This is a genomic window from Halomonas caseinilytica (assembly GCF_001662305.1).
Taxonomy (GTDB): Bacteria; Pseudomonadota; Gammaproteobacteria; order Pseudomonadales; family Halomonadaceae; genus Halomonas; species Halomonas caseinilytica.
The window spans coordinates 1-20,590 of sequence record NZ_BDEP01000012.1 but is presented as its reverse complement, the minus strand read 5'-3'; the positions used below and the strand labels follow the sequence as shown (position 1 = coordinate 20,590).

Here is a 20,590-nt window from a genome sequence, read left to right as displayed (position 1 = left end):
AGCGCCATCACGACGATGGCAGCGGCCAGGGCGGCGTCCATGAAGAACGATGGCAGCAGCATGATGGCCACGGCGCAGCCGATAGTGGCGCCTCGCTTAATCTTGCTGCCGCGCTGCTTGATGGCGTCGATCATGCCGGCAGCCCGTAGTCCGTCGGGTTGAGACCCAGCTTGCCGGCGACCTCCTTGATGACCACCACTTCCTCGTCCTCGAACTCGCCGTCGCTGCCAGCGATGGTGATCATGTTCACCAGCACTTCCTCGGCATGCTCGCGGTCGCTGGCGATGTCGCCGATCTCGCGGAGGATCTGGAGGCGGCCAACCTGGAAGCCTGCTTCCAACTGGTCACGGAATCGCTGGATGGTCTGGGTGATCTCGCCACCGAAGCCCTGGAGGCGTTGGTTGGAGCGCAGCAACTGATCGAGCTTGTCGGTTTCTTCCTGCTCGATCTCGCCATCTGCGGCAGCGATCAGCAGGCAGCCACCTACGATGGCCTCCATGAGGTCGCGGTTCTCGACGTTCTTGAGGTTCTGCTGGGCTTGCTTCATGCGCTTATTGAACAGCTTGCCGAACATGGTTCGTTTCCTTCTTGGCTGAGGGTGGTGATGCGGATGCATCGGGATGAGGCCGTTTCACGCTACTCCGGCCGCCCACATGGTTGGCTTCACGCCAGCCTCATCCCGATGGCCCCGATACGCTCAGGGCCAGCGTCTCCCGGTACTTCGACAGCCCCGGGTGGCGTACTCCCAGCGACCTCTCGGAGATGCAATCCCCTACGGGCGGCTGGGCATACCTGGTTGTTAAAGAGCGCCGGCAGGGCCGGGTCGGTGGGGCGCTTCCCCTGTCGACGCTTTATAATCTACAAGTAAATCTTGTTTTTGACAAGAAGGAAAACAATCAAGCACAAGAAAAAATTGTAGTGATCTGATTTTGGACAAGAAAAAACCCGCCTCAATGGGCGGGTCTATGGGCTGGGAGAGGGGGGAGGAGGGTTATTGCGCTGATTCTGGCTTTAGGTCGTCGATGTTCATGGCAACACAGAGAGGGTCGAGCGTGCCGTAGGATTCTCCACGGTCCACCTTTGCTTCCCAGTCCTCACAAGTCGGCCAGACTTGGCTTTTGTCGAGTAGGTAATCCATGCGAGCCCAAAACAGCTCATAGATCGCAGGAGTGTTGACCATGTTCTGCATAGAGGGTGATGTCATCACCGAAGCGCCACCGCCTCCAGTCGGCATCCCTGTCATGTTGGCTGCCTGCAGGGAGACGTAGGCGTTGGCTGTTAGGTCTGTGTCGGTCGGCTCGGTCTTGATCTGCCATGTGTGTGTGCCCCTGGCAGCGGCCAGAACCATGTAGAGCGACCAGTCATGTTCGACGATCATGGCGTGCTCGCCCGGGTAGGCAAACTCCGTGTCGTCCTCGTCGGAGAGCTTGAAAAGCGTCTCTGCGGCTTTGTAGAACTCGCGCTCGCTGACGCCGTCGTACGTGCGTTGAGTGGTCGTGATGAAGTCGTCCCGGCTCATTGTCTGCTGATTGGCACAGCCAGCCAGCATGAAGAGCGACAGGCTCGCCACAGCGGTCTTCCACATTGTTTGTCCTTCGGTTCCCTTGCCACTTTGTGGGTCTACGCGAATGTCTCCCACCAGAAAACGCGTCCGATAATCCTCGGCGCGTCGGGATCGTTAAGGCTGTAGACCTCTTCTGGATATTCTTCGCTGTTTTCGCTGACGATGCGCACCCGGTTCAAGGGCAGGCGATACAGGTACTTCACTCGCAGCATCCCGTCATGGTCCAAGGCGTAGATGTCGCCGTCATTGATGTGGCGACATCCCTTGTCGATGGCGATTGGTGACCCGTCCATTATGCGGGTCTCCATGGATGTTCCCTTGATAGTCGCGCAAGCGGCGTTTTCCGGCTGCACGCCTGCCCTGGAAAGCCTGGCCAAGCTGAACCGCATGGCGTGCCCATGGTTTTCGATGACCTGCGTTCGCCCATCCCCGGCCGCCATCTCCACCTCTCTAAAGTATGGGATCTCGATTTCGTCAGGGGATAGCGGGCCGTCATCTTCAATGAGCTCGGTATCGTGCATTTCGATCTCATCATGCCCGCCTTCGATCATTGGGCCATGGCCGAAGATCAGCCACTGCGCACGCACCTGAAGGGTATTTGCCAGAGTGTCGATTCGCTTGTGGCGAGGCATGGTGCGGCCAGACTCCCACTGCTGGACAGTCTGGGCAGACACCCCGAGCAGGTCGCCTAACTCGGTCTGGTTCAAGCCTCGACGCTCGCGCGCTTTCTTGAGTCGATCAGAGAATTCCATCTGCCTGCCTATGTGGGCTTTCGCGGGGCCTGTGAGCCTTTGCGGAAGCCTACAAGCAATGCTTGTGCTTGGTAAAACAAGATCGGCTTGTAATGCAGGCATCATGGGATTATCCTTTCTACAAGTTTTTCTTGGAGGAAGGCCATGTGTCCTCGTAAAGCACTGGAGAAGGCTATCAAAAAGGCTGGTAGCCAAACCGCCTTGGCTCGGTCCTGCGGGGTTTCCCAACAAGCCGTCCAGCAGTGGGTAGCCACTGGAAAGGTTCCTGCCACCCGAGTCATGAGCGTCGTGTCTGCTTGCTCAGGCGCTGTCAGTGCTCTCGACCTTCGTCCCGATGTATTCGGCGAGCGTTCCGCCGCCTAACCACACCCACATCGTAATGGCTTCGCCCGCGGGGTGAGAGACAAGTAACGAACGGAGTTTAGACCGTGGATAGATATACAGAAGGGCTCAGGGAGGCGGCGTTCGAGTATGGCATCAAGCGCTTGGCGTTCGACCTCGATATGTCCGAATCCCGGCTCTACAAGAAGCTGGACCCGGACTCTGGCGTGAACCTGACGCTGGCGGATTTCTTCCGCATCAACCGGATTCTCGGTGATACGCGTTGCATCCAGGCCGCATTGGACGACCTTGGCATCGTGGCCACGCCACGGATCGATGCCGAGGACGAGATCGAGGCGGAGATTCAGGAGCTTCTGCTCGATCAGCATGAGCAGGCAACCCGATTCATGCGGGCGGTTCGAGAGGCGAGGGCGGATGGCCGCATCGACGCTGCTGAATTGGAGCTGATCCGCAACGAGCGCCGCGCCCTGGCCGAGAACGGCAACACGATCATGACGCGCATCGAGAAGATGCACGAGAAAGGACTTCGCTTGGCGAAGGCCTGAACGAGGTAGACCCGCATGAGTATTCGTCGCGCACCACGCCCCCAGAGCAATTTCTACATGCTCGACAAGCAGATCAGTGAGGACCGCCGCCTCACCTGGGCGGCGAGGGGGCTGCTGGTTTTCCTCCTGGGTAAGCCGGACCACTGGGAAATCAGCGTCAAGAACCTGATCAACGAAACAGCCGGCAGCGTCAAACAGAGCGGTCGGGATGCCGTATATGGCCTGCTGCGTGAACTCGAGAAAGCGGGGTACCTGCAGCGCAGCCAGGGCCGAGGGCAGGGAGGGTCGTTCGGCAGTGCCGATTACATCGTCCACGAAACGCCGCATACGGATTATCCGGAAACGGTCGAGCCGCAACCGGATTCACCGGATACGGAAAAGCCGTGTACGGGACAGCCGTATACGGCAAATCCGACACAAGTAAGTATTGAGGGGTTAGTAAGTAATGAGACCCCAGCAAGGACTGACCATGAGCAATCCGCGCCGGGGGATGAACCCACCGGCGACCTGGTCGAGAGTGATCCCCGTGCTTCGATCGATGCAGACAACGAGCCCAGGGTTGCCATCCCGCCTGACATGCCCGGGCCGAAAGACCCGAAAGCCAAGACCTTCAAGCCGTGGGCCAACTACGCCGTAGCCTACCGCCAGCGCTATGGGGTCTATCCAATCTGGAACGCCCGGACCGCTGGCCAGATGGGGCAGTTGGTAGATCGCGTTGGTGTTCACAACGCGCCGGGCGTCGCCGCGTACTACCTGCGCATGAATAACCAGTTCTACGTGGCCAAGGGCCACACCGTCGGCCTGATGCTGCAAGACTGCGAAACCATCGCGATGCAGATGCAGACCGGCCAACAAATGACTGCCACCCGTGCCCGGCAGATGGACGGCACGCAAGCCAACGCGAGCGCCGCTGATGAAGCGAAGCGGCTGCTCGGCGACGCCTGGGAGGGATAGCCATGCCGTTGACCAAGCAAGATGCCGAAGCGCTCCTCGAGCAGCTCTACGCCACCGCCGAGGTACTGGGCAATGAGATCAAGCCGGCCGCCGCATCGCTGATGATCCGCGACCTGCGTGATTACGACCGCTCCGAGGTAGAGCAGGCCCTGGCCCGTTGCCGATCCGAGATCAGCGGCCGGCTGACCCTGGCTGCGATCCTTGAGCGCATGCCATCCGCCAACGCCTTCCTGTCGCCGAACGAGGCGTGGGCCTTGGCACTGGCGTCAATGGATGAGGCCGAGACCGTGGTTTGGACCGAGGAAATCGCCCAGGCCTTGGGGGTGGCGTCGCCGATCCTGGTAGAGGGCGACAAGGTCGGTGCCCGAATGGCGTTTCTCTCGGCCTATGAGCGCGCCGTTGATCAGGCCAAGGCCGCCGGGCGCCGACCCGAGTGGAAGCCCTCGCTGGGCCATGATCCCCAACGCCGGGAAATGGTCCTGCAGGAAGCCGTCGAGGATGGGAAGTTGCCGGCGCCCCGGGCCGAGGCATTGCTGCCACCACCAGACAAGCCAACCACCGAGGCAGGCCGTGCCCAGGTTCGCCAGATCACTGACCACCTGCGGGACATTATCGCCGGACGTGACCAGGCTGCAGCGCATCGCCGGGAAGAGCGCCGGCAGCAGCAGGAGGAACGCCGCCAGGAATTGATTGCTCAGGCTGAGCAGCGGATGGCGGAGCGAGATAACGCAATCCAGGGGAGGGCATAACATGGGAACCGTGACAGCAATGGCACCACGCCAGGGCCGAGGCCGGCGCCTGGACAACCCGAACTCTCAGCTCGGCCGGACCTACCTGGTGCTCCGCGACGCCACGTACTGGATGCAGCTCCACGAGATCGGCGAGGCCATCCATCACCGGTTTGGCCAGCAGGACAGCCATGCCGCCATCTCGGCCCGAATCCGTGAGCTGCGCGGCTACGGCGTGACGATCGCCAGCCAGGAAAGCCCGGGGCCGGGCGGCACGCGGCCGCATGAGTACCGGATGCTGGGTGACTGGGATGGTGATGGCGGAGGTGCTGCATGAACCACCTCGCCGCCACCAAGTGCAACTACCGCTCCAGCATCACCGACGACATCGACCATGCCCTGCGCATGGCCGAGGACCGGGCCGAGATCAGCGGTCGGCGATACGGGGTGTTCTCGTGTGGCGCTGGCAAGGTGCGCGTTCGTCGCGTCACCGGGCGTCCACAGAGCGCGCTGGAGATCGTCACGCCGTCGTGGAGCTACGACGCCGAGTATCGGGCCCAGCGGGCCGGGGAGGCTGCATGAGCAAGGAGATCGCATACCTTATTGACGGCCTGGGCGACGTCCACACCAAGATGCGCACCGTCTGGGAGATGGTGAACAAGGCGCTCAGAGAGGGTGCTGTCGAGGTAGTGCTGCGGCGGCCGAGCAAGAACCGCATCCAGGAAGAGAAGTATCACGCCATGATCGGCGACATCCATCGCCAGTGCTTTCGGGCGTTCTCCGCTGAGGGCGTCAAAGCCGTGCTCGTGAACCAGTTTGCCCGCGAGATGGAAGACGCCGGCACACCGCTGGCCCATCCCGGCGAGAAGGTGTGGGACTGGCAGAGCCAGGAGCCGGTCTACGTCCGGCCCAGCACAAAGAAGTTCCGCAAGGCCGAGGCCAGCCAGTTCGTGGAGTTCCTGTATTCGGTGGGTGCCGAGTATGGCGTGAAGTGGAGCGAGAAGGCCTTGGAGGCCTACGAGGAATACCGGGAGGCAAAAGCCGCATGAAGCGCACAGCACTCGAACGCCGCACCCCGCTCCGCGCCAAGGCGCCGATGAACCGCAAGCGGGAGAAACGGCAGCCCGTGCAGAAAGCTCGCAGAAAGAATGCAGAAAGCCGGTTTCGAAGCGAGCGGTATCTGACGTTCGTGCGCTCGCTGTCCTGCTGCGTCTGCGGAGCCCCGGCCAACGCCGCCCACCATCTGATCGGCATGTATCAGGCCAGCGGGATGGGGCTCAAGGCGGACGATAGCCTGGCCATGCCGGTCTGCGATGGCCCTGGGGACACCTGTCACAGACGCATCCATAACGAGGCTCACCTGCGCTGGCAGCAGCCGATCTTTTTGATCGACACCATCAATGCCGGCCTCGACGCATTCCCCGAGGGGCCGATTCATGACGCGCTGATTGAGGCGAGGGACTTCGTGTTGAGCAAGGAGGGCAAGGACTGATGGCCAAGGCAAGCCGAGAGAAGGGCCGCAAGGCTGAAGGAGAAGTGGCTCGCCTGCTGGGCGAGCACTTGGGACTGACGCTCAAGCGGCGGCTTGGCCAGTACCAGGCTGGTGGTCACGATCTCGACGGCTGGAACGGCGTCTGCGTCGAGGTGAAGCGGCACAAGAAGGCCAGCCAGGGCGACGTCGCCACCTGGTGGCAGCAGACCCTTGAACAGTGCACCGACGGCGAGGCTCCAGTCCTTGCCTACAGGGCCGACCTACAGCAGTGGCGGTTCGTCATTCGCCCGATCGACTGGGGCGGCGCCGTAGCTGAGCCTGCTGAAGTAGACATCGACGGTCTATGTTCATGGGTCTTGCACGGCCAGCAACTTAAGCTGGAGGTCTCGACGTGATGGAGTGGAGTAAGCGATGCGTGGAGAGCATCCAGAGCGGCGAGACGATCACCACACTGGGCAGGGGGATTGATGCGGATCTTCGTTGAGTTTTTGAGTCCGTTCACCGATGACATCTATGCCGACGTCCACTGGGCCAAGCGGGAGAAGGATGATGCCGTGACGGCGACGCTGGCTGCAGTGCGCAAAGCAGGCCTGGCCCCGGTCTCGGGGAAGGTGGACTTGGTCTTACGCTCGCGGCTTGGCAAGGGCGTCAGCCCTCGGGACACCAGCAATAATAGATTGAACGCCAAGCTGCTTGAGTATGCTTTGGTCAAGTCCGGGATCCTTGCTGAGGGCACCGAAAGCTGTTTTCGCCGAGTGATTCACGAGCCGCCGGAGATCGACAGGCAGGCGGTAACAGGGACGTGGGTCGAGATTATCGAGTTGGCCTGATGGAGTGGCGGAAGCTGAGCGACGGCAACGAGACGGTGGGCTGGTATCGGGATGCCAGCAAGGCGAAGAAGGCTGCGGAGGGATTAGCGAATGGGTGAGCGACTGATGATCAACACTGACCCGAAAGTGGCCTGGGCGATGGCGATGGATAGCGGCGTCCGTTCGCAGATGGGGCCGATCCTCGAGGATCTGATGAACGGCGGTGGCGTGCAGTACACGACCAAGGGCGGTGCCGGGGCCGGCCACTGCTCGGAGTACGCGCCCATCTACGCCTGCATTCGCCGGATGGAAAGCGAGGCCCCCGATCTGGCCGCTGTCGGCCATGTGCTGTGCGATCCGATGATCGAGAGCGCCAATGCCTGGATGGATGATGCCGTGGCAGCTGTCGAGGCCAAGGTGATCGCGAGCATCCCGAACTGGAGCGATGGGCGAGCCTGGAAGCCCGCGAAAAAACAGCGCGTGCACTGGCTGATCCATGTTGCCCTGATGGAGCGGCAGCACAACCTGTCCGGGGCGCAGCCCGAGTGGGCGCCGGAGCGCATCGGCGAGGTGATGGCGGACTGGTACGGGGCGCCGATTACGACCAGAGATTGGGCGCGAGACTGGCGACCTGTATGGGCTGTTATCCAGGCCGCAATGGCGACCCTGGAAGGTGATGCCATGGAGCCGGTAAGCGAAGTGATTGGTGAAATGGCTCGGGTGGTTCGTGATGCCGCATGATACGGCATGATGCCGGTTGACACTTCTTGCGCCCGCTAGGTAAGCTTATCCTTAAGCTGTCGTAGCTATGCCCTGACAGCTCCCAACATCAAGCGCCCTGGCCATCCGGTCGGGGCGTTTTTCTTTGTGCCCTATCCCGCGCCCGGCAGTCGTCAAGGAATCCTTGATGACTCGCTGGGCGTTTTCGTGTCGGAGCGTCTATGCCCTGGATCGACTCAGTAGGCGCTCGCCCTCGCTCGGAGCCCGCTATGCATCAGACGCTGAAAAAACGCCTGATCGGCGAGGTGATCGACCGTGAGGGAGGCTATGTCGATCATCCAGCGGATCGTGGCGGCCCGACACGCTACGGCATCACCGAGGCTGTTGCGCGGGACTACGGCTACACCGGCGACATGCGCAGCCTGCCGCTTGTGCTGGCCCATGACATCTACGCCGACCGCTACTGGCACTCGCTCAGCCTCGACAAGATCGCCATGATCCACGAGGACCTGGCCACGTACCTGTTCGACTACGGGGTCAACTCTGGCCCGGGGGCACCCGGTGAAGCCCTGCAGCGCCTACTCAACGTCCTGAACCGAGTCGAGCGTGACTACGATGACATCGCAGTAGATGGTGCGGTCGGCCCGGCCACCATCGGCGCCCTGGAGGACTACCACGACACCCGTGGCCGCCCCGGGCTGGATGTGCTGGCCGAGGCCGTCAACGCACTACGCATCGAGTTCATGGTGTCTATTGCCGAGGCCCGAGAGAGCCAGGAGGCCTTCACCTACGGCTGGCTGAGCCGAGTGATCGAGTTGTCGCCCTGCGGCAGGGGGGCGACGTGACTATGGACCAAGTGCCGAGCAGCCGGTCACAGCTCGACCGTATCGAATCCGGCGTCAAAGAACTCAACGAGCGGATGGCTCGCATCGAGGAGCGTCAGCACAGCCAGGGCGCCAAGATCGAGGCCCACGAATCCCACCTCTCTGACCATTCGCAGCGACTGCGCGATGTCGAGCTTCGCCATGCCGTAGCCGAGGCGACTGGATCGCACAAACACCGCCAGCTCTCTGGCCGATGGGCCGCACTTGGCTCCGTTGCGCTCATTCTGCTGGGCGCCCTTGGCGGCTTCCTTTCCCGACTCATTGCCCCATAGGAGGCAGTCATGACCGATCAAGCAAGCACCGATCAAGCACAGCCTGTTGCAGGCTCCATGACGTTAAAAAAACCGAATCGCTTCGCGCAGGGCGCTCGAAACAACGCCGACGGGCTGGGCGTAGGCCTGCCGGTCGTCCTGTCTTGGGCGCTCTCTACATTCGCCGGGGTGGAGATCCCCATCGAGGTGGCAAGTGCCGCTGCAGCGATCCTTGGCTCGATTGGTGCCAAGGTCAAGCAGGCCTTGTAGCGAAGAATCTGGAGCCGCATCGGTATAGCTAAATAGGCAATGAGCCGCGAACTCTCTGTGCGGCTCTCTTTGCTTGGCACCAGGTATTGTTGAGCCTCAGGCGTAATGAAAGGCGAATAGGCATCCGTCGCGATTGGGCCAGCTCCCTCGCAGCTCGTACTTTTTCAATGTACCGAAAGCAGAAACGGGCATAGAAGCCGGTGAGCAAGAGAGCAGCACATAGTATTCCGGTTGCTGCAAACTTGCTTTCATTGTCTCCAGGATCACCGGCTACCCAAGACAACACAGGTCTCAGCCATATCCAGCTGAGTGCCATCATTAGGTAGATGATGAATAGCAGGAATTCGTTACTGTCGAGTCTCCATTGAGGCCTTCTGAATCGGATCTCTCCTGTTGTTTCTCCGGCTTCGACTTCGTGATGTGCGATAGCCAATTGATCAAGAGAATTCGGCTCGTGGTGGTTGCGAAGAATTGACCACGCCAAATGGCCGTCTATGACCCTCCCGGAATAAAGGTATAAGAGCCTGCGTAGTTGGTTTTGAAGGTTTGGCTCTAAAGTCTCGTGAGATCGGTAAGCTTCTCCGAAGTCGATGATCCTCAGCATGATGTTGGCTTTATTCGCAATGCGGTTCAGCTTATGTGTCCGTATGTGCGTGAAAACGCCGACGCTGGAAGCGACGACTCCTGATCCTATGCCTGCCAGGGCACTGATGATGTCCGTATCCATATGAACCTCCCTAAATGGCTGGGTGGGTGGTTCCCATACCAATTCGCAACAAAGCAAGGAACCGAATATGCCGACTTCCAAGGGGGCTGTCGAGTTGACCCCTCGGCAGTCTCGGTTCGTTGATGAGTACTTGAAGGACTTGAATGCCGCCCAGGCGTATCAGCGCGCTGGGTACAAAGCGAAGGGCAATGCGGCCGAGACCAATGCTGCCCGATTGCTCAGGAATGCTCAGGTCCAGCAGGCGATCCAGGAGCGCAAAGCTCAGCGCTCAGAGCGCACCAAGGTCGACGCCGACTATGTGCTCCATCGCCTGGTCGAGATCGATCAGATGGACGTGGCCGACATCCTGGCCGATGACGGCAGCATCCTGCCTGTCAGAGAGTGGCCCCAGTCATGGCGCCGCACGCTATCAGGTCTGGACGTGGCCGAGCTCTGGGATGGACAGGGTGATGAGCGCGAGCAGATCGGCCTGCTGAAGAAGATCAAGTGGCCAGACAAGGTGAAGAACCTGGAGCTGCTCGGCAAGCACGTCGATGTGCAGGCATGGCGAGAGCGGCATGATCACTCCAGCGAAGACGGCAGCATGACGCCGAAGCCAACGACCATCCAGCTAGTAGCGCCCGATGACAACAGCGACGCTTGAGCTACCGCCGAAGCTGATACCGGTATTCACGGATAAGCCAGACGAAAGCATCCGCTACCGAGGCGCATACGGCGGACGGGGTAGCGCCAAGACGCGCACCTTTGCCTTGATGTCGGCTGTGCGGGCCTATGTGCTCGCTGAGGCAGGCCAGTCTGGCGTCGTGCTATGCGGTCGCGAGTACATGAACAGCCTGGAAGACTCCTCGATGGAGGAGGTCAAGCAGGCGATTCGCTCAGTGCCCTGGCTGGATGCCTACTTCGACATCGGCGAGAAGTACATCCGCACCAAGAATCGCCTTGTCTGGTACACCTTCGCCGGCCTGCGACACAACCTGGACAGCATCAAGTCTAAGGCCCGCATCCTGCTGGCCTGGGTCGATGAGGCGGAAAACGTCACCGAGATCGCTTGGCAGAAGCTGCTGCCGACGGTTCGCGAGGAAGGCTCAGAGGTCTGGGTAACTTGGAACCCCGAGCTCGACGGCAGTCCGACCGACACCCGCTTCCGCAAGAACATGCCGGCCGGCGCCAAGATCGTCGAGCTGAACTACACGGACAATCCGTGGTTCCCCGAGGTGCTCGACCAGGAGCGGCTCAACGACCGCGAGACACTCGACGACCAGACCTACGCCTGGATATGGGACGGCGCCTATCGCGAGAACAGCGAGGCGCAGATCCTCGCTGGTAAGTATCGCGTGGCTGAGTTCGATCCCGGCAAGGACTGGGACGGCCCTTACTACGGCATCGACTGGGGGTTCTCCCAAGATCCGACGGCCGGCATCAAATGCTGGGTATACGACCGCCGACTCTGGATCGAGTACGAGGCCGGCAAGGTCGGGCTCGAGAACGACGACATCGCCAAGTTCATGATTGCCCGCATCCCGGGTATCGAGCGACACAAGGTTCGCGCTGATTCGGCCAGGCCGGAGACGATCAACCACGTGAAGCAGGACGGGAAAGGGCAGCGTGAGAGCTTGCCTCGCATCGAAGGCGTGGATAAGTGGCAGGGCAGTGTCGAGGATGGCATCGCCCACCTACGCAGCTATGCCGAGATCGTTATCCACCCGCGCTGTGCCGAGACGCTCAAGGAAGCCCGGCTGTACAGCTACAAGGTGGACCGGCTCACCGGTGATGTGCTGACCGACATCGTGGACAAGCACAACCACTACATCGACGCCTGCCGCTACGCCCTCGCGCCAATGATCAAGAAACGGACCACCGGCTTGGCGCTCTCACGCCACCGCCGATAGGAGACACCATGGGCATGATCGCCAACGTGCAGAACTGGCGCCGCTCGCTGTTCGGCGGGAAGATGCCGACGATGAGCAACGACGCCAAGCGGGCGACTGCCTGGCAGGACTACGGGTTTCCTGAACAGCTGGACTTCGAGAACCATTATTCGATGTTCCGGCGCAACGGCATCGCCCGTGCCGGCGTCATGCGGCATGTCGAGAAGACCTGGGAGACCGACCCCTGGATCGTGGAAGGCGTGCAGGGCGATGACCCGCACAAGGAGACGCAGCGAGAGCGAGAGGTGTCCGTTCTGCTGCAGCGTATCGGCTTCTGGAATCGCGTGCATGCGGCCGACTGGCGCAACCGGGTAGGCCGTTACGCGGGGCTCTATCTGGTGTTCGATGATGGCCTGAGCCCTGATCAGCCGGTCAGAGGCAAGGTGCAGCTGCTCAAGATGCAGCCGTTGTTCGAGGGGCAGCTCGAGCCACTGGAGTTCGATACCGACGAGACCTCGCCGAACTACGGCAACCCGGTGAGCTACCAGTTCAAGCCCTGGGTGACAGGCGAAGAGCGCGAGGCCCGTCAGGCGCGAACGATCCACCATGACCGCATCCATATCATCGCCGAGGGTGCAGACGACGACACGATCTACGGCATCCCGGCCAACGAGGCCGGATTCAATGACCTGATCACCATCGAGAAGCTGATCGGCGCCGGAGGCGAGGGTTTCTGGAAAACGGCCCGGGGCGCGTTCAGCCTGCACGCCACCGGCGACAATGGCATCGATGTCGAAGGGCTGGCCCAGATGTTCGGTGTTGCTGTTGATGAGGTCGGCGACAAGCTCAACGAGGTCGCCGCCGATCTCTCTGCCGGCATGGACAAGCTGCTGATGCTTGGCAACATGGAGGCCAAGGCCCTGGCCTACCAGCTACCGCAGCCCGAGCAGTTCTTTGCCGTCACCATGCAGTCCTACGCAGCCAGCGTGTCATGCCCTGTGCCCGAATTGATCGGCCAGCAGATTGCGCAACGCTCCAGCGACGAGAACTCGCGCGCATTCGCCAAGACGATCATGACCCGCCGCCGGCGAATGATTGGCCCGAATATCGAGCAGTTGATCGCCAAGCTGATGCGGTTCGGGGCGCTGCCGGCGTTCGACTTCTATGTCGCCTGGGACGACCTGACCGACGCGACATTCGAGGAGAAGCTGGGCAACGCGAAATCGATGTCTGAGGCCAACAAGTCCTCAGTGGGCACCGGTGAGCCGCCCCCGTTCCGGGCCAACGAAATTCGGGATGCCGCCGGCTACGACGCCGATACCGACCTGGACGATGACGACGACGAGCCGGAGGGTGGCAATGCCGGGGCAACCGATAGTTCCGCGTTCGACGAATAGCCCGGCCCAGACCACCCGGCAGCTCAAGGCGGCCAGGCGCTCCATCCGGGAGTCGTTGCGCGTTGTTCGTGACGGTGTCATTGAGCGCATCCAGCACGACATGCGGATGATGCTCGGTAACCGGTCCGATCGATACCGCTACCTGCTGGACCAGGGACAGATCGACGCCATCAACGACTACATCGCTGGCCTGATTGCCCAGGAGGTGATGCGCGGCAATCAGGGTGATCCGATCATCGTCCAGCAGTCGGTCACCGCCTACGAGGCGGCGACGGCGGCGGCGGTGACCAATATCGTCACTCAGTCCGCTCAGGCGTTTCGCAACGTCGAGCAGACGCTGATGTCGGAGCCATATCGCCGGCGGATCGGCTACCTGCGCTCTCGCCTGTTCGAGGAAATGCGGGGCTTCACCGACCAGACTCGGACGGACCTGGCGCGGGTGCTGTCCGAGGGCATGGCGCGTGGCGAATCACCGACCGAGATTGCTGGCAGGATCCGCGACCGTATCGGTGTGGCAATATCGCGTGCCGAGCGGATCGCCCGCACTGAGATCAACACCGCGCACCGCCGGGCCATTTGGGACCAGGATGATCAGGCCAATGCTGACGGCATCAACACCCGGTTGCTGCACTCGTCGGCGCTGATCCCGGGGCGTACCCGTGAGACGCATGCGAGGCGCCATGGCCGGGTGTACACTCGACAGGAAGTCGAAGATTGGTACAGCCGCGACGGGAACGGGATCAACTGCCTGTGCACGCAGACCAGCGTGCTCGTGGACACCAACGGCAGGCCGCTGAGCAGCCGTCTCCCGAAGAAGATGCAGAAGCGCGGCCAGTCGTTCAGAGCCGAGGCCTATGGAGACGCCTGACCACCCGGATTACGTCATCTGCTATGTGCAGGGCCTGTTCGAGTTCCGCCGCATCGAAGAGTGGCGGACCATGCAGGACATCGACGGGAGCCTGCGCAAGCGACCGATCCCGGAGCTTCACCCGGGCGAGGTGCTCGGTGTAGAGCCGCACAAGTCCACATACCACATCGTCAAGTTTGAAGCATGATCCGCGCAGATTGATTATGATGTTCGGCGTTCCAGCTCTTCATCATCAATATGTCCTAGGACGTACTCTACAACTGCGTCAGCGTTTTCTCCTGCTACTCCTTGTTCTTTCACGGCCTGCTTAATTGCATCGAGAGAGAGCCCCGATTCCTGCATGAATAGTATCCACTGGCCTTCGGTGGCCTTTTTCAAGTGAGCATAAGATTTAGCCATTTGACCCCCCTTTTGTCAGACAACCCAACACTACCACTGGCCCTGCTATACAGCAGGGCTTTTTCGTATCTGGAGGGCGCATGACCGTCAAGCACGCTCACATTACGACGCGCGTCAATGCGTCGCAGATCAAGCGCGAGACCATCAATGGAGAGGATCACTATCGCATCCCGTCAGCAACCCTGCCAGACAACGTCGTCATGAATGACGGCCTCTATCCCGCGCAAGAGATCGAATCCAGCTATCGCAGCCTGGAAGGCACACCGGCGCCGCTCGGGCACCCGAAGGTCGGCAACAGCTTCGTGCCGGCCAGCTCGCCGCACGCCATCAATAAGCACTGGGTCGGCGCCTGGAACGAGAACGTGCGTCGGCAGGGCGGTCGGGTGCTGCTCGACAAGGTGGTGAACATCCGGGTCGCCAATCAGACCGAGGGTGGTCGGCAACTGATTCAGGCCATCGAAAAGCAGGAGCCGATTCACACCAGCACTGGCCTCACGCTTCAGCAGCGCACTGGCAACGGTGAGAGCAACGGCAAGCCTTATACCTGGATCGCCACCCAGATGAACTTCGATCACGACGCCATCCTCCTGGGCGAGCCGGGCGCGGCCACTCCCGAGGAAGGGGTGGGCATGTTCGTCAATGCCGCTGGCGACGAGGCCGAAGTGCTGACCGCCAACATCGAGCTCACCGATGACGAGGAAATGGCCATCACCGAAATGGCCGAGCACATCATCGGCATCCATGACCGCGCCGAGCGTCGGGAACAGAACAAAGGCCGCATCGACAAGCTTGTGGCGGCCATCAAGAGCGCTTTCGGGGGCGCGCAGGAAGCCTCCGCCGTTAACCACGCAGATGCCCCGGAGGGCGAAGAGATGTCACTGACGAAAGAAGACGTTATCAGCGCAGTCAACGAAGCCCTGAAGACTCGAGACGAGCAGATCACGTCTCTGGTCAACGAGCAGAAGGCCCAGGGCGAGACGATCAAGGAGCTCAAGGCCAATGCCGACGAGCAGAAGAAGGCTGCCAATGCCGAGATCGACGAGAAGCTCAAGGCGGCTGGCTTCGAAGACGCCGACCTGGAAGGCATGAGCGTCAACGCCAAGAAGAAGGTGCTGGCCAAGCAGCAGCCCGCCGGAGGCTTCCACCTCAATACCGCCTTCGGCAACGGTCAGCAGGCCGAAGATACCAACACTCTGCCGGAGTAAGCCGACATGACCAACTTCACCAAGTACGGCAAGAACGTGATCTTCTGCGCGCCCGCGCAGATGCTCGATCAGCCGCTTCGCAAGGAGTCGCCGGTCGCGGCTGCGCACCTGCCCGGCACGGTGGTGCATCTGGATGCTAACGGTAAGTTCGCTGCCGGCCCTGGCGATGTCAGCTATGTGCTGGACAAGGACCACCTGGGCCAAGGCTTCGTCGATACCGCCTATGAGATCGATGACCGTGCCACGGCGTTCTATGGCCAGTCCGGGCTGGTCCTCAACGTTCTGGCGGACGGCAGCCAGACCATCGCTGAGGACGCCCCGCTGTGGGCGCAGGCAGGCGGCACGCTGACGGCCACCGATCCCGCCGACGGCTCGGCCCCATATGGCCATGCCGCCGAGTCCATCACCACGGGCACCGGCGCCGAGCTGGTCGCCGTCAAGTTCATCTAAGGAGCGCTCTATGTGGATTTTCGACAAACCGAGCGTGGCGGCGAACCGGAACCTGCGAGGTCAGTTTGAATACCTCCAGGCTCACCGTGCCCTCCACGCCAATCAGGAACAGTCGTTCGCCGGCGTTCCGCTGCCGGGCCTGACGGGCAATGCCTCGTCTCCGGTGCCGTATCCGGTCTATGCCGAGATGGACCAGCAGACCAAGGCCATCATGCGCGATCCCAACGTGGACACGCTGCTGAATGACCTGATGCCGCTGGCTCGCTCGCTGAACATCGGCAAGATGTTCCACCAGTACCGCCAGGCCGGCGACGGCGGTGCGGTGACCACCAGCATGTCCGGTCTTGAGCCGATCCCCAATGATCAGACCCAGTACAAGTACGACGGGGCGATCATCCCGGTGCACCAGTCCGGCTATTACCGCGAATGGCGCGAGCTGGCCGGACAGCGCTCCGAGGGCTGGGACGATCTGCTCGACGACCAGGCGGCCTCTACTCGCACCGTGCGCGAGAAGATGTCGGCCTACATTCTCGATGGCCAGGAAGGCCTGGAATTCAAGGGCATCCAGTCCTATGGCATCCGCACCGGTGCCAATTCGGCCAAGGCCACGATCAGCATCGATCTGACCTCCAACGCTACGGCCCCGGACGACGTGCGTAACGAGTTCATCCGTCTGCGCGACATCATCCGCCGTGACAACCGGGTGTCTCTGGACCTCAACGTCTACGTGTCGCCGGAGATCGCCGCGACCCTTGATCGCTACTACGTGATCGAGACCAACCTGGTCGGCAATCGCACGCTTCGCCAGGAGCTGGAGAGCCTGGAGGGCATCGGCGCCATCAAGGAGCTGTCTGGCCTTTCCGGCAACGAGCTGATCATGGGGGCGATGTCTCAGGAATACATCGTGCCCCTGGTCGGCCAGGCTGTCTCCAACCTGGCACTGCCGCGCCAAACCCCATTCGCTCGCCACCAGTTCCTGGTGTGGTCCGCCCTGGGCCTCGAGGTGCGTGTGGACTACAACGGTCGCACCGGCTGGCTGTACGCCTCCGGCGCTTAACCCATCGGCCCCTTCGGGGGCCGCATTTCGTAGGAGCGCATCATGAAACTGCGTGTAACGAAGCCGAACCTGTATCGCAACAGCCGTCGCTGCCATATCGGCGAGCAATTCAGCGTGGAAGGCGACACCATCCCGACCATCTACAAGGGTAAGGTCGAGGTCGTGCCCGAGCCGGTCATGGAAGTGGCCACGCCCGACGCCAAGGCCAACGACACCGGTAATCAAGGCGACACCGGTGCCGAGGCCGACGAGCAACGCAAGGCCTGGCTCATCGACCGGCTCGAAGAACTGACTGGCAAGCGCCCGGGCTCGAACAGCAAGCTCGAGACTCTGGAGGCCAAGTTCGAAGAGGCCAAGCTGGCCGCTGAGAAGGAGTAACCATGGCCGCCACAATCACCGTCGAAGACGTGCAGAACTACGGCATCACCGGCGCCGCCGCCATGCTGTCTGACTACATCGCGGTGGTCGATGGCGCTGATGATTGCCTGGATGCCCGGGGCGTGCCGGAGTCCACGCAGCGGATCCTCAAGATCAATGCGGTGGGCCACCTGGCCACGCTGGCCGCCGGCGGCCAGATCAAGAGCCAGTCGGCGCCATCCGGTGCGTCCCGGTCCTTCGCCACTCCCCAGGGGCAGGGCATCGACTCCACGAATTGGGGCTCGGCACTGCGCTCGCTGGATCGGTATGGGTGCGTGACTCGGCTGCTGGAAGCTGACAAGCCCAAGCCGTTCCTGGCGAGCATTGGCCCAGGCAAGCGGAGGGCGTGCTGATGTCAGCCACGGCACGATGGAGCTATACCAACAGCGCCACGATCTGGCGCCAGGGGCCGCGTGACCCTGTAACGCGTGAACCGACGTGGGGAGCGCCCATCGTCATCGACTGTACATTTGAGAGCGATGGCAAGCTGCAAACCACGGACAACGGCGAGCAGTTCACGCCGAACCACACCGTGTATCACGAGGACGCGCGCGAGATCGGCAGTGGTGACCGCATCTTGGTCGGTAAGGTGTCCGATGCTGCAACGCCGCCGGATAGCTCGGAGGTCATCCAGCGTACCGGCATGTACGACATGAGCTTCTTTGGCGAAGAGCCGGACTTCGTGATCTATACCGGGCAGACGACCCAAGCGAGTTTCTGATGCCAGTCCGCGGAGGCCGCAAGGTGCGGCGCAACATCAAGCGCCATATCGGCAAGATCGCCGGCAGCCATACCGAGCGGGTGGTGACCGAGATTCTGATCATCGGCGAGGGCTACGCCGTCAATCTGACGCCAGTCGATACGGCGAACCTGATCAACAGCCGGTACCGGCGCATCACGAACGAACAGACCGGCACCAAGGGCCTGATCGGCTATACCGCCGAGTATGCGGCCGCTGTCCATGATGGTGGCGAGCGGAATTGGCAGAAGGCGGAGGCCGAGGACCAGTTCCTGCGTCTCGGCTTTGAGCGGGACGGAATCGGCGACATCCGCGCCCACATTCGACGGAGCTACCGCAACTGATGCTGAATCTCCTCAACACCGTCAAGGGCCACCTCGACCAGGGTGGCCTTTTTGATGGCTGGTCGGTCGTGTTCTACCGCTGGTACGACGACGACACGGCTGCCGATGCGCCGCCGACGGTGCTCATTCGGCCTGATGGTGGCGGCACGCCCGACCAGTACGGGCAGCGTCCTGACGTGGTGATCGCCGCCATGGGCGCCGTCAACGACCCTGTGACGCCGGGCGACCTGATGCAGGCGGTCAAGCTGTACCTGCTCGAGCACCACGCCGCACCGCAAATCATCAACTTCGAAATTCTGGGCGACGTCGCCGGGCCGATGATGTCGGCAAACGGGCGTCCTGTGTATCAACTCAACGTCCGTTGCTGGACTGAAAACCTCTAAGGAGCCGTCACCATGGCTATGGACCCCGTGAAGAAATACCTGGGCCGCGAGGCGCTTGTCGAGCTGGCCTTCACTGACCCCAATGCCGCCACCGAACCCGGTGAGTGGCTGACCATTGGCGCCATGCGCGGCAAGGAGTGGGGCGCCGAATGGCAGACCACCGACGCCACGACCGACGACAGCCCCGAGCTGACTCAGGAGAGCCTGCCCACCTACAAGGCCTCCGAGATCAGCTTTGACGGCCTGGCCACCAAAGACACCACCAAGAACGTCGACGCGGTCGAAGACTTCGTGAATGACCCGGTGGGCAACAACAGTGAGACCGGCTACCCCCACGTCTATCTGCGCATCACCGTGCCGCGCCCAAATGGTGACCTGCGCACCTACACCGGTACCGCGTTGCTGACGTCGTTCCGCAACACGGCGCCTCACGACGACGTGGCCACCTGGTCGCTGTCCGGCAACTCGTTTGCTTACACCATCGCCACCGAGACAGCAGCCTGATGGCCAACACCTACGCGGGGGAGATGGGGATCGACTGGCAGGGGCGCGAGTATCTGTTCCGCCCCTCGCTGGCCGCCATCGCGTCGCTGGGCCCGCCGACCGAGCTGGTCCAGTTGCTCAAGCGCTGCCAGTCGGCAGGCCCTGATGGATTCCTGGCGTCTCTGTCGGTCTTGTCGGCCTGCTACCAGGGCGACGCCGAAGACCTGGACCGGCTGACCGGCTACATCCGTGAGCACCGGGGCCGACTCCGGTTCGTGATGGGCGCCATGCAGCCCAGTGAGGTGCACATCATTGGCGCCAGGCTGGCTGTGGCCGGCATGGTCGGCGAGCCCAAGCGCGGCAAGGGGGATGGCAAGGAGGCCGTCGAGTTCGATCCAGCCGAGTACGTTGGCGTCGCACAGGCGCACCTGGGCATGTCATCTATCGAGGCCTGGCAAATGACCATGATCGAGCTGCAGAGAGCGATCGATGCCAAATTCCCGCCGAGCGAGGAAGAGAAGCGCAAGGAAGAGATGCCGACTGAGGAACAGGCTGAGGCTGTGGTCGCGCATGTGCAGGCGTTGAGGCAGAAACGAAGGTAAGGCTAGGGATGAGCGGGTGGCGTCCTTGCCGCCCTATGGGTAGTGGGCTTTCGTGAGATGTTATAGCCCTTTGCAGCGTTGGCACTTCGGCTTCCCACCAGTGCCTTGCCGCAAGTTTTCCTTCTCAATGTTATTGCCGTCTACGCACTTGTCATTATCGTGATAGACATTTCGATCCACCCCATGGAATGGTTTTACCTTAGCCATATCAACTCTCCTGCGTAATCATGTTGTTGTTTGTGGGGGGCATGACCGCCCTCAAGCTCAGGCTAGACCACTTCCCCGCGCCCTTAACTGACCTTCCATCCATGCTGGATGGGTGGGGGTCATCATCTAATGT

At 61.6% G+C, this 20,590-nt stretch carries 34 protein-coding genes; 28 read left to right on the top strand and 6 right to left on the bottom strand.

Features of this window, described 5'->3' with window-relative positions; translation table 11 throughout:
- Window positions 1-130 precede the first annotated feature (130 nt).
- The 3 genes from A9O65_RS06505 to A9O65_RS06495 form a co-directional block, all read right to left on the bottom strand.
- Complete coding sequence (locus A9O65_RS06505) at window positions 131-574, bottom strand: tellurite resistance TerB family protein (RefSeq protein WP_064701693.1); 444 nt, start codon at window positions 572-574, stop codon at window positions 131-133.
- Window positions 575-991: 417 nt separating this feature from the next.
- A complete protein-coding gene (locus A9O65_RS06500; RefSeq protein WP_064701692.1) occupies window positions 992-1,585 on the bottom strand; it encodes a hypothetical protein in 594 nt (197 codons plus the stop codon).
- A 35-nt stretch (window positions 1,586-1,620) separates the two neighbouring features.
- On the bottom strand, window positions 1,621-2,421 hold the full coding sequence (locus tag A9O65_RS06495) for an XRE family transcriptional regulator (protein WP_082920128.1): 801 nt from the start codon (window positions 2,419-2,421) through the stop codon (window positions 1,621-1,623).
- A 39-nt stretch (window positions 2,422-2,460) separates the two neighbouring features.
- Between A9O65_RS06495 and A9O65_RS17560 the strand changes: the two genes are divergently transcribed.
- From A9O65_RS17560 to A9O65_RS06440, 12 genes are all read left to right on the top strand, one after another.
- Window positions 2,461-2,679: a transcriptional regulator gene (locus A9O65_RS17560; RefSeq protein WP_074749355.1), complete on the top strand. Its 219-nt coding sequence runs from the start codon at window positions 2,461-2,463 to the stop codon at window positions 2,677-2,679.
- A gap of 65 nt (window positions 2,680-2,744) precedes the next feature.
- Window positions 2,745-3,203 (top strand): phage regulatory CII family protein, encoded by a 459-nt coding sequence (locus A9O65_RS06490; protein WP_064701691.1) that lies wholly within the window; start codon window positions 2,745-2,747, stop codon window positions 3,201-3,203.
- A gap of 15 nt (window positions 3,204-3,218) precedes the next feature.
- Window positions 3,219-4,157 (top strand): hypothetical protein, encoded by a 939-nt coding sequence (locus A9O65_RS06485; protein WP_064701690.1) that lies wholly within the window; start codon window positions 3,219-3,221, stop codon window positions 4,155-4,157.
- Between the two features lie 2 nt (window positions 4,158-4,159).
- Window positions 4,160-4,906 carry a hypothetical protein gene (locus A9O65_RS06480; RefSeq protein ID WP_064701689.1) on the top strand — a complete coding sequence of 249 codons (747 nt, stop codon included), beginning with the start codon at window positions 4,160-4,162 and terminating at the stop codon, window positions 4,904-4,906.
- Between the two features lies 1 nt (window position 4,907).
- Window positions 4,908-5,222, top strand: a complete 315-nt coding sequence (locus A9O65_RS06475) for a hypothetical protein (RefSeq protein WP_064701688.1) — start codon at window positions 4,908-4,910, stop codon at window positions 5,220-5,222.
- On the top strand, window positions 5,219-5,467 hold the full coding sequence (locus A9O65_RS06470; protein WP_064701687.1) for a hypothetical protein: 249 nt from the start codon (window positions 5,219-5,221) through the stop codon (window positions 5,465-5,467). Before A9O65_RS06475 ends, A9O65_RS06470 begins: the two co-directional genes overlap by 4 nt.
- Window positions 5,464-5,934 (top strand): hypothetical protein, encoded by a 471-nt coding sequence (locus A9O65_RS06465; RefSeq protein WP_064701686.1) that lies wholly within the window; start codon window positions 5,464-5,466, stop codon window positions 5,932-5,934. Before A9O65_RS06470 ends, A9O65_RS06465 begins: the two co-directional genes overlap by 4 nt.
- Entirely contained in the window at window positions 5,931-6,377 is a 447-nt protein-coding gene (locus A9O65_RS06460; RefSeq protein WP_064701685.1) for a DUF968 domain-containing protein, read from the top strand. Before A9O65_RS06465 ends, A9O65_RS06460 begins: the two co-directional genes overlap by 4 nt.
- Window positions 6,377-6,772: a putative PDDEXK endonuclease gene (locus A9O65_RS06455; RefSeq protein ID WP_064701684.1), complete on the top strand. Its 396-nt coding sequence runs from the start codon at window positions 6,377-6,379 to the stop codon at window positions 6,770-6,772. The genes A9O65_RS06460 and A9O65_RS06455 overlap by 1 nt, the downstream gene beginning before the upstream one ends.
- 72 nt (window positions 6,773-6,844) lie before the next feature.
- Window positions 6,845-7,207: a hypothetical protein gene (locus A9O65_RS06450; protein WP_064701683.1), complete on the top strand. Its 363-nt coding sequence runs from the start codon at window positions 6,845-6,847 to the stop codon at window positions 7,205-7,207.
- 90 nt (window positions 7,208-7,297) lie between these two features.
- On the top strand, window positions 7,298-7,927 hold the full coding sequence (locus A9O65_RS06445; RefSeq protein ID WP_064701682.1) for a hypothetical protein: 630 nt from the start codon (window positions 7,298-7,300) through the stop codon (window positions 7,925-7,927).
- Between the two features lie 248 nt (window positions 7,928-8,175).
- A complete protein-coding gene (locus A9O65_RS06440) occupies window positions 8,176-8,751 on the top strand; it encodes a glycoside hydrolase family 108 protein (RefSeq protein WP_064701681.1) in 576 nt (191 codons plus the stop codon).
- A gap of 26 nt (window positions 8,752-8,777) precedes the next feature.
- Here A9O65_RS06440 and A9O65_RS06435 read toward each other — a convergent pair whose 3' ends face one another.
- A complete protein-coding gene (locus tag A9O65_RS06435; RefSeq protein WP_064701680.1) occupies window positions 8,778-9,083 on the bottom strand; it encodes a hypothetical protein in 306 nt (101 codons plus the stop codon).
- Between A9O65_RS06435 and A9O65_RS06430 the strand changes: the two genes are divergently transcribed.
- Window positions 9,072-9,311 (top strand): hypothetical protein, encoded by a 240-nt coding sequence (locus tag A9O65_RS06430; RefSeq protein ID WP_064701679.1) that lies wholly within the window; start codon window positions 9,072-9,074, stop codon window positions 9,309-9,311. The genes A9O65_RS06435 and A9O65_RS06430 overlap by 12 nt on opposite strands.
- 28 nt (window positions 9,312-9,339) lie before the next feature.
- Here the strand turns inward: A9O65_RS06430 and A9O65_RS06425 are convergent, their stop codons facing one another.
- Window positions 9,340-10,038, bottom strand: coding sequence for a hypothetical protein (locus tag A9O65_RS06425; protein ID WP_064701678.1), 699 nt, complete (start codon window positions 10,036-10,038; stop codon window positions 9,340-9,342).
- A 67-nt stretch (window positions 10,039-10,105) separates the two neighbouring features.
- Here A9O65_RS06425 and A9O65_RS06420 point away from each other — a divergent pair, with 67 nt between their 5' ends.
- The 5 genes from A9O65_RS06420 to A9O65_RS06400 are packed head-to-tail and all read left to right on the top strand — an operon-like array spanning window position 10,106 to window position 14,358.
- Window positions 10,106-10,681: a terminase small subunit gene (locus tag A9O65_RS06420; RefSeq protein ID WP_064701677.1), complete on the top strand. Its 576-nt coding sequence runs from the start codon at window positions 10,106-10,108 to the stop codon at window positions 10,679-10,681.
- On the top strand, window positions 10,662-11,927 hold the full coding sequence (locus A9O65_RS06415; RefSeq protein ID WP_064701676.1) for a PBSX family phage terminase large subunit: 1,266 nt from the start codon (window positions 10,662-10,664) through the stop codon (window positions 11,925-11,927). Before A9O65_RS06420 ends, A9O65_RS06415 begins: the two co-directional genes overlap by 20 nt.
- An 8-nt stretch (window positions 11,928-11,935) precedes the next feature.
- Entirely contained in the window at window positions 11,936-13,303 is a 1,368-nt protein-coding gene (locus tag A9O65_RS06410; RefSeq protein ID WP_064701675.1) for an anti-CBASS protein Acb1 family protein, read from the top strand.
- Window positions 13,266-14,171, top strand: coding sequence for a phage minor head protein (locus A9O65_RS06405; RefSeq protein WP_175473480.1), 906 nt, complete (start codon window positions 13,266-13,268; stop codon window positions 14,169-14,171). The genes A9O65_RS06410 and A9O65_RS06405 overlap by 38 nt, the downstream gene beginning before the upstream one ends.
- Window positions 14,158-14,358 (top strand): hypothetical protein, encoded by a 201-nt coding sequence (locus A9O65_RS06400; protein WP_064701674.1) that lies wholly within the window; start codon window positions 14,158-14,160, stop codon window positions 14,356-14,358. The genes A9O65_RS06405 and A9O65_RS06400 overlap by 14 nt, the downstream gene beginning before the upstream one ends.
- Before the next feature lie 14 nt (window positions 14,359-14,372).
- Here the strand turns inward: A9O65_RS06400 and A9O65_RS06395 are convergent, their stop codons facing one another.
- A complete protein-coding gene (locus A9O65_RS06395; protein ID WP_064701673.1) occupies window positions 14,373-14,570 on the bottom strand; it encodes a hypothetical protein in 198 nt (65 codons plus the stop codon).
- Window positions 14,571-14,650: 80 nt separating this feature from the next.
- On the opposite strand from A9O65_RS06395, the gene A9O65_RS06390 reads away from it, so the two are divergent.
- From A9O65_RS06390 to A9O65_RS06345, 10 genes are read left to right on the top strand one after another with little or no spacing between them, the layout of a single operon-like run.
- Complete coding sequence (locus A9O65_RS06390) at window positions 14,651-15,775, top strand: DUF2213 domain-containing protein (RefSeq protein WP_064701672.1); 1,125 nt, start codon at window positions 14,651-14,653, stop codon at window positions 15,773-15,775.
- Window positions 15,776-15,781: 6 nt separating this feature from the next.
- Window positions 15,782-16,225 carry a hypothetical protein gene (locus tag A9O65_RS06385; RefSeq protein ID WP_064701671.1) on the top strand — a complete coding sequence of 148 codons (444 nt, stop codon included), beginning with the start codon at window positions 15,782-15,784 and terminating at the stop codon, window positions 16,223-16,225.
- 10 nt (window positions 16,226-16,235) lie between these two features.
- Window positions 16,236-17,282: a major capsid protein gene (locus tag A9O65_RS06380; protein ID WP_064701670.1), complete on the top strand. Its 1,047-nt coding sequence runs from the start codon at window positions 16,236-16,238 to the stop codon at window positions 17,280-17,282.
- A gap of 42 nt (window positions 17,283-17,324) precedes the next feature.
- A complete protein-coding gene (locus A9O65_RS06375; protein WP_064701669.1) occupies window positions 17,325-17,660 on the top strand; it encodes a hypothetical protein in 336 nt (111 codons plus the stop codon).
- Between the two features lie 2 nt (window positions 17,661-17,662).
- A complete protein-coding gene (locus tag A9O65_RS06370) occupies window positions 17,663-18,052 on the top strand; it encodes a DUF7370 family protein (protein ID WP_064701668.1) in 390 nt (129 codons plus the stop codon).
- On the top strand, window positions 18,052-18,420 hold the full coding sequence (locus tag A9O65_RS06365; RefSeq protein ID WP_064701667.1) for a hypothetical protein: 369 nt from the start codon (window positions 18,052-18,054) through the stop codon (window positions 18,418-18,420). The genes A9O65_RS06370 and A9O65_RS06365 overlap by 1 nt, the downstream gene beginning before the upstream one ends.
- A gap of 23 nt (window positions 18,421-18,443) precedes the next feature.
- The gene (locus A9O65_RS06360; protein WP_139180723.1) at window positions 18,444-18,782 is read left to right on the top strand and encodes a hypothetical protein; all 339 of its coding nucleotides are present in this window, start codon (window positions 18,444-18,446) and stop codon (window positions 18,780-18,782) included.
- Window positions 18,782-19,165, top strand: a complete 384-nt coding sequence (locus A9O65_RS06355) for a phage tail termination protein (RefSeq protein WP_064701665.1) — start codon at window positions 18,782-18,784, stop codon at window positions 19,163-19,165. Before A9O65_RS06360 ends, A9O65_RS06355 begins: the two co-directional genes overlap by 1 nt.
- Window positions 19,166-19,177: 12 nt before the next feature.
- Window positions 19,178-19,669, top strand: coding sequence for a phage tail tube protein (locus A9O65_RS06350; protein WP_064701664.1), 492 nt, complete (start codon window positions 19,178-19,180; stop codon window positions 19,667-19,669).
- Window positions 19,669-20,250 carry a DUF6246 family protein gene (locus A9O65_RS06345; protein WP_064701663.1) on the top strand — a complete coding sequence of 194 codons (582 nt, stop codon included), beginning with the start codon at window positions 19,669-19,671 and terminating at the stop codon, window positions 20,248-20,250. Before A9O65_RS06350 ends, A9O65_RS06345 begins: the two co-directional genes overlap by 1 nt.
- Window positions 20,251-20,590: the final 340 nt, after the last annotated feature.

What these genes read in the sequence shown, in the direction of transcription:
- A9O65_RS06390 (WP_064701672.1), top strand. Translation starts at nt 14,651, where the DNA reads ATGACCGTCAAGCACGCTCACATTACGACGCGCGTCAATGCGTCGCAG.
- A9O65_RS06470 (WP_064701687.1), top strand. Translation starts at nt 5,219, where the DNA reads ATGAACCACCTCGCCGCCACCAAGTGCAACTACCGCTCCAGCATCACC.
- A9O65_RS06480 (WP_064701689.1), top strand. Translation starts at nt 4,160, where the DNA reads ATGCCGTTGACCAAGCAAGATGCCGAAGCGCTCCTCGAGCAGCTCTAC.
- A9O65_RS06395 (WP_064701673.1), bottom strand. Translation starts at nt 14,570, where the DNA reads ATGGCTAAATCTTATGCTCACTTGAAAAAGGCCACCGAAGGCCAGTGG.
- A9O65_RS06505 (WP_064701693.1), bottom strand. Translation starts at nt 574, where the DNA reads ATGTTCGGCAAGCTGTTCAATAAGCGCATGAAGCAAGCCCAGCAGAAC.
- A9O65_RS06380 (WP_064701670.1), top strand. Translation starts at nt 16,236, where the DNA reads ATGTGGATTTTCGACAAACCGAGCGTGGCGGCGAACCGGAACCTGCGA.
- A9O65_RS06385 (WP_064701671.1), top strand. Translation starts at nt 15,782, where the DNA reads ATGACCAACTTCACCAAGTACGGCAAGAACGTGATCTTCTGCGCGCCC.
- A9O65_RS06400 (WP_064701674.1), top strand. Translation starts at nt 14,158, where the DNA reads ATGGAGACGCCTGACCACCCGGATTACGTCATCTGCTATGTGCAGGGC.
- A9O65_RS06485 (WP_064701690.1), top strand. Translation starts at nt 3,219, where the DNA reads ATGAGTATTCGTCGCGCACCACGCCCCCAGAGCAATTTCTACATGCTC.
- A9O65_RS06440 (WP_064701681.1), top strand. Translation starts at nt 8,176, where the DNA reads ATGCATCAGACGCTGAAAAAACGCCTGATCGGCGAGGTGATCGACCGT.
- A9O65_RS06500 (WP_064701692.1), bottom strand. Translation starts at nt 1,585, where the DNA reads ATGTGGAAGACCGCTGTGGCGAGCCTGTCGCTCTTCATGCTGGCTGGC.
- A9O65_RS06355 (WP_064701665.1), top strand. Translation starts at nt 18,782, where the DNA reads ATGCTGAATCTCCTCAACACCGTCAAGGGCCACCTCGACCAGGGTGGC.
- A9O65_RS06450 (WP_064701683.1), top strand. Translation starts at nt 6,845, where the DNA reads ATGCGGATCTTCGTTGAGTTTTTGAGTCCGTTCACCGATGACATCTAT.
- A9O65_RS17560 (WP_074749355.1), top strand. Translation starts at nt 2,461, where the DNA reads ATGTGTCCTCGTAAAGCACTGGAGAAGGCTATCAAAAAGGCTGGTAGC.
- A9O65_RS06375 (WP_064701669.1), top strand. Translation starts at nt 17,325, where the DNA reads ATGAAACTGCGTGTAACGAAGCCGAACCTGTATCGCAACAGCCGTCGC.
- A9O65_RS06425 (WP_064701678.1), bottom strand. Translation starts at nt 10,038, where the DNA reads ATGGATACGGACATCATCAGTGCCCTGGCAGGCATAGGATCAGGAGTC.
- A9O65_RS06455 (WP_064701684.1), top strand. Translation starts at nt 6,377, where the DNA reads ATGGCCAAGGCAAGCCGAGAGAAGGGCCGCAAGGCTGAAGGAGAAGTG.
- A9O65_RS06415 (WP_064701676.1), top strand. Translation starts at nt 10,662, where the DNA reads ATGACAACAGCGACGCTTGAGCTACCGCCGAAGCTGATACCGGTATTC.
- A9O65_RS06465 (WP_064701686.1), top strand. Translation starts at nt 5,464, where the DNA reads ATGAGCAAGGAGATCGCATACCTTATTGACGGCCTGGGCGACGTCCAC.
- A9O65_RS06370 (WP_064701668.1), top strand. Translation starts at nt 17,663, where the DNA reads ATGGCCGCCACAATCACCGTCGAAGACGTGCAGAACTACGGCATCACC.
- A9O65_RS06475 (WP_064701688.1), top strand. Translation starts at nt 4,908, where the DNA reads ATGGGAACCGTGACAGCAATGGCACCACGCCAGGGCCGAGGCCGGCGC.
- A9O65_RS06420 (WP_064701677.1), top strand. Translation starts at nt 10,106, where the DNA reads ATGCCGACTTCCAAGGGGGCTGTCGAGTTGACCCCTCGGCAGTCTCGG.
- A9O65_RS06410 (WP_064701675.1), top strand. Translation starts at nt 11,936, where the DNA reads ATGGGCATGATCGCCAACGTGCAGAACTGGCGCCGCTCGCTGTTCGGC.
- A9O65_RS06460 (WP_064701685.1), top strand. Translation starts at nt 5,931, where the DNA reads ATGAAGCGCACAGCACTCGAACGCCGCACCCCGCTCCGCGCCAAGGCG.
- A9O65_RS06365 (WP_064701667.1), top strand. Translation starts at nt 18,052, where the DNA reads ATGTCAGCCACGGCACGATGGAGCTATACCAACAGCGCCACGATCTGG.
- A9O65_RS06445 (WP_064701682.1), top strand. Translation starts at nt 7,298, where the DNA reads ATGGGTGAGCGACTGATGATCAACACTGACCCGAAAGTGGCCTGGGCG.
- A9O65_RS06345 (WP_064701663.1), top strand. Translation starts at nt 19,669, where the DNA reads ATGGCCAACACCTACGCGGGGGAGATGGGGATCGACTGGCAGGGGCGC.
- A9O65_RS06495 (WP_082920128.1), bottom strand. Translation starts at nt 2,421, where the DNA reads ATGATGCCTGCATTACAAGCCGATCTTGTTTTACCAAGCACAAGCATT.
- A9O65_RS06430 (WP_064701679.1), top strand. Translation starts at nt 9,072, where the DNA reads ATGACCGATCAAGCAAGCACCGATCAAGCACAGCCTGTTGCAGGCTCC.
- A9O65_RS06350 (WP_064701664.1), top strand. Translation starts at nt 19,178, where the DNA reads ATGGCTATGGACCCCGTGAAGAAATACCTGGGCCGCGAGGCGCTTGTC.
- A9O65_RS06405 (WP_175473480.1), top strand. Translation starts at nt 13,266, where the DNA reads ATGCCGGGGCAACCGATAGTTCCGCGTTCGACGAATAGCCCGGCCCAG.